The organism is Promicromonospora kroppenstedtii DSM 19349, from assembly GCF_000515355.1.
In the GTDB taxonomy this organism is placed as follows: Bacteria; Actinomycetota; Actinomycetes; order Actinomycetales; family Cellulomonadaceae; genus Promicromonospora; species Promicromonospora kroppenstedtii.
The window spans coordinates 1,543-2,634 of the sequence record NZ_KI911582.1 but is presented as its reverse complement, the minus strand read 5'-3'; the positions used below and the strand labels follow the sequence as shown (position 1 = coordinate 2,634).

Sequence of the window (1,092 nt, the reverse complement as noted above, 5' to 3'; positions counted from 1 at the left end):
CCGACGCGATCCAACGTGACGGCGGCATCCTCGTCCGCATCGTCCGCCCGGACTTAGTCTCAACGGACACCCACCCGTCTGAGACTGAGCTCGCCGACTACCCCACCGATTTCACCATCCGAAACTCCGGCACGGCCGACGAGCTTGTCGCGCTTGCCCGAGACCTCCGCTTCTGATACTCCGGCCCCGGCCCTCCTCGTGAGGGCCGGGGCTTTCTGTCGTTTCGGGGTGATTTGGGGCACGCCCGCTGGGCAAGGCCCCTTGCGTGGGCTACCGTGTAGGTATGGAACCGAGTCTCGCGCCCCTACAGCGCCAAGCGGTAGAGCACATGCGCCGCTACCTCGCGGCCCCGTCGAGGAGCGAACGCCGCACGTGCGCGCGTTCGCCGAGGTCCTGTTCGAGGCCCGGCAACACTTCTTGCGCGGGGACGGCGAGCCCGACTACGCCGGACGCACGCACCCCTACCGGCGCTGGGTCGGCGAGGTCTACGCGGAGGCGGGCGTCCCGGCCGAGCGCCGGAACTCGATCCGCTCGTCGGTGAGTTGGCACCTGAGCGAGATCATGCGCGAGTCCGTCGACAAGGAGACCTTGGCGGACCACGGGCTGAAGCCTCAGACGCAGTCCGAGGCGAACCAGGAGCACCGCAAGCAAGACCGCGCCGTCGTGCGCGCCCTCACGTCCCGCGACGTCGCCGGCGGCTCGCTGATGGCGATCACCGCGGCAGCGACCGTGCTAGCGAAGGTCGACGGGGCCGAGCTGACACGCCTCGACCCGCACGCCGCGGAGGTCGCGAAGGCCACGCTCGAAGACCTGGAGAGCACCGCGCGCCGCCTGTCCAAGCGCGTGGCCGTCCGGCCCGTCGCCGAGGAGGGCGGCGCCCCGCTCTTCAGCGCCACGGACTAGCGCCGGAGGAGCACCTCCACGCCCCGAGGGGTGTAGAAGGTGTAGAAGTTGTAGGTCTCTCTTATTACCCTTCAAGGTTTTGTTTTCTTGAGAGGTAACTAGGGAGACCTACAACTTCTACACCTTCTACACCATCGAACTGTTTTGCCTGCAAGGTGAGCCGCACCCGGCCCCCAGGCCGATTCCTCT

The 1,092-nt window shown here is 67.6% G+C and carries 1 protein-coding gene; it reads left to right on the top strand.

What is annotated here, in order from left to right; genetic code table 11:
* The first annotated feature begins 372 nt into the window (after positions 1-372).
* The gene (locus PROKR_RS02420) at positions 373-903 is read left to right on the top strand and encodes a hypothetical protein (RefSeq protein WP_036959333.1); all 531 of its coding nucleotides are present in this window, start codon (positions 373-375) and stop codon (positions 901-903) included.
* The last annotated feature ends 189 nt before the right edge of the window (positions 904-1,092 follow it).